This window comes from Nioella sp. MMSF_3534 (assembly GCF_030732985.1).
Taxonomy (GTDB): domain Bacteria; phylum Pseudomonadota; class Alphaproteobacteria; order Rhodobacterales; family Rhodobacteraceae; genus Nioella.
The window spans coordinates 1-3,491 of sequence record NZ_JASHJX010000094.1 but is presented as its reverse complement, the minus strand read 5'-3'; the positions used below and the strand labels follow the sequence as shown (position 1 = coordinate 3,491).

Sequence of the window (3,491 nt, the reverse complement as noted above, 5' to 3'; positions counted from 1 at the left end):
GGCCCCGAACCCCAGCAGAACGAAGGTCGGCAGGATCACCTCGCCAATGGCCAGGAGGATCGCAAGTGCCCCCCAGGCCCACCAGGTGTTCCAGATATCCATCAGGCCCGCCCTTTCAGCATCTGGAAGGCCTTGCCAAAGGCATCGGCGGCATCGGCCGGGACAATGATCGTCTGCGATCCCTGCCCCTGCGCCACCTGCGCAATGGATTCCACCTGCTTGAGCGCGATCTGGTACTGCGCGGCCTCCAGCCCGTTATCGGCAATCGCTTCGGCCACGACGCGGGTCGCATAGGCCTCTGCATCGGCCTGGATCCGGCGCGCCTCGGCGATCTGCTGCGCGGCGTAAAGCTCCGCATCCGCATTGAGCTCCACCGCCCGCTTGGCGCCCTCGGCCTCGGTCACCTGCGCCCGGCGGGCCCGTTCGGCGTTCAGCTGTTGCAGCATCGCGTCCCGCGTCGCCTGGTCGAGGTTCACGTCGAGGATTTCGGCGCGCGTCACCTCGATCCCCCAGGCGTCAACAGCGTCCTCCACGCTTGTCTTGATCGCAGAGATCAGGGCAGAGCGGTTAGACTGCACCTCATCAAGATCCATCTTGCCGATCTCGGCCCGCACGATCCCGGCCACCGTGGTGGAAATCGCCCCATCCACGTCGCGGATCCGGTAAACCGTCTTTTCCGGTTCAAGAATGCGGTAGAACACGCTGGTGTCGATCTGCACCAGCACGTTGTCCTTGGTGATCGCGTCCTGGCTGGCATTGGGCAGCTGACGCTCCAGGATCGAGATCTTGTGCGCCACCCGGTCGAGGAAGGGCACGATGAAGTTGATCCCCGGCCCCAGCACCGACCGCAGCCGCCCGAACCGTTCGACAACGAATTTCTGGCTTTGCGGCACGATGCGAATGCCAAGGTAGATGCAAAGAAGGATGAACCCTGCCAGCAGCAGGATCACAAGATTGCCGCCCAACAGGGCGTCGAGAATGGCTTCGATATCCATGGTATTGGTATCCTCGTTCTTCATACGCGGAACTATGCAGTCGGGTTGAAAAATGGTCTAGGGCGTATGTGGGCCGGTTTGGCCGCAAGAACAAGACCGATCTTGGGAAGACCCGGTCAGGGGCCGCTCGTGGCGGCCCAGTTACGACACGAAATTACGACCCAAACCATCCCCTTGTCAGAGGATGGCAGGCGCGCTGATGCGGTCCTTTGGCGTCAGTTCAGGCCACAGCCTTCCCGGCCAGCTTCGCAACAATCCGCCCCGGCACCTGCCGGGCAGACATCGCGCGGGGGTAGGGCAGTTCTTCCATCTCGGGCACGTCGCCATAGAGCGCTTCGAACTCGGCGAAGTTGTCGAAGGCGCGGCGACTCACGTTGTCGATGAAGGTCTCGGCGGGGGCACCGTTGGCGAGGATGATTTCGTGCTCTTCCGTCTCGATATGGTAGACGGTGTAAGTCTCGCCCATTTCTGACAGCGGGACGCACCTAATAGTCGTCCCGTTCACCAATGCGCCCGCGTGGCAGATCACCCCATCCACCAGCATCCCGTGATCCGCAGTCACCGTCAGATCGGCATGAGGAAGGCCGTCGCCAAGAGACCCGGCAGCAAAGCGCACCGGCATCAGCCGTTCGGCGGGGCCAAAGCGGGTGGAGACGGTCTGGCGACCGATCCATTTGACGTGAACTGCTGTGCCATCGGCGATGAGAACCCGATCACCGATCTTCAGACCCTCGACGGCGCACTCGCCATCAGGCGTCGTTATGAGAGTTCCAGCCGCAAAGCAGTTGACGTCCCCGATCGTGGGTGTCGAATTGAGCCACGTTGTATCGCCATCGGTGTCGCGGCCCACAGAATTACCAGCCGACGAGGCAACACCGTCCTCTGTTGGGCCGACTTGTGTGGCCCCCGGATGTGCAGATGTCAGCAGGCCGATTCCCGCAGTGATGCTCGCAGGTAAGGCAGTATCCCCCGCAAATACGACGAACTCATTGTTGTTCGGATCATAGAGAAAGATGTAGTCGTTGTCGGCGAGTCCGTAGGCAGAGTCCGAATAATCCGCATCTGAACCGTTTACGTTCTGGATCGGGTTCGTCGTGCCCGCAGCGCTATCAACCGAAACGTAGTACCCGCCTGCCGGGATCGTCGTGCCGCCCGGGACAGTGTGCCGCAATACGCCGCTTTCCCAGATTTCCCATCCGGAAATGTCGACCGGCGAACCGCTGTTGTTGTACAGTTCGATAAATTCGTCAGAGCTGTTGCCGACACCATCCCCGTTCAGGTCTTGTGACACTCCGGAAGGATCGAAGCCGATTTCATTAATGACGACCCCGCTCAAATTCGCTGTTGTTGCTGGCACCTTGCCGTCCCCCATAGACAATTAACAGTTGTTGAGCGGTAGCATAGAACAGCACGCGAATCCAGTTTCGCACCAGCGCTCCTTGCCTACTGCACAAGACTCAACTGCCAACAGCCTCAAATCCCGACCACAGGGTCAGGACGCTCAGGCTATCCCCAGCAAGCGTAGGGTGGGCAGTCCTGCCCACCGCAACCAGCCTCCCTTCATACGCGCCGACCCGCCGGTGGGCGACCGACCTCCGAGCGGCGCGTGTCATCTCTCCGCCCCGAACAGCTCAACTGCCGCGCGCCCCCTTCCCAATCTCCTCCCCGCGTGGGCGGTGAGGCCGGAGCGTTGCGACAGCGGCGCGGCGCAAACCTGCCCCATGCGATGGCGCGGCGGCTTCGCCCTGACTCCGAGCGGCGGGCTTGGACCGACTGTCGCTCTCACCCACCCCGGCTCTGACCCGCGATCAGGCCAGACCCGGGCCATTTGGCTGGGTGCCCCAAACGCCCGCCAATCCGGGTTTTGTCTGCACGGGGGGTGTACGGGGGGTGTACGCATGGTGCACGGGGGGCACCCCCCTGTTTTCGGGGTTCCCGACCCCCGCCATCCGTGCTTGTCTGACGCGCAAGGAGGATCCCATGAACGGTGCCCAATCCCTCGTGAAAACCATGCTGGCCAGCGGCGTGGACGTCTGCTTCGCCAATCCCGGCACGTCCGAGATGCATTTCGTTGCGGCGCTCGACAGCCACCCCGACATGCGCTGCATCCTGTGCCTGTTCGAGGGCGGAACTTCCGGCGCGGCGGACGGGTATTTCCGCATGTCGGGCCGCGTTGCGGCCACCATGCTGCACCTCGCGCCGGGCTTTGGGAATGCATTTTCAAACCTGCACAATGCGCGCAAGGCGGGCAGCGGCATCCTCAACATCATGGGCGAGCACGCGACCTATCACCTGGCCTATGAGAGCCCCCTGAAGGGCGATACCGAAGGCATCAGCCGCACCATAAGCCATTGGACTCGCAGCTCTCTTTCCTCGGCTGACGTGGCGGGTGACGGGGCCGACGCGATCCGCGCGGCGCGGGCGATGAATGGCCGGATCGCCACGATGATCCTGCCCGCCGACACCGCCTGGGGCGACGGGTCCGCCCCGGTGACC

At 62.8% G+C, this 3,491-nt stretch carries 3 protein-coding genes; 1 reads left to right on the top strand and 2 read right to left on the bottom strand.

Translation table 11 applies throughout. From position 1 onward, the window contains the following. Positions 1-101 precede the first annotated feature (101 nt). Positions 102-995 carry an SPFH domain-containing protein gene (locus RBB16_RS20465; RefSeq protein ID WP_306047881.1) on the bottom strand — a complete coding sequence of 298 codons (894 nt, stop codon included), beginning with the start codon at positions 993-995 and terminating at the stop codon, positions 102-104. 220 nt (positions 996-1,215) lie between these two features. Then, a complete protein-coding gene (locus RBB16_RS20460) occupies positions 1,216-2,352 on the bottom strand; it encodes a Hint domain-containing protein (protein WP_306047880.1) in 1,137 nt (378 codons plus the stop codon). Positions 2,353-2,975: 623 nt separating this feature from the next. Between RBB16_RS20460 and RBB16_RS20455 the strand changes: the two genes are divergently transcribed. After that, the coding region (locus RBB16_RS20455) for a thiamine pyrophosphate-binding protein (protein WP_306047879.1) at positions 2,976-3,491 on the top strand (516 nt) is incomplete at its 3' end.

Bases quoted from the DNA above. Each gene is read 5' to 3' on its own strand.
- RBB16_RS20465 (WP_306047881.1), bottom strand. From the start codon at position 995: ATGGATATCGAAGCCATTCTCGACGCCCTGTTGGGCGGCAATCTTGTG.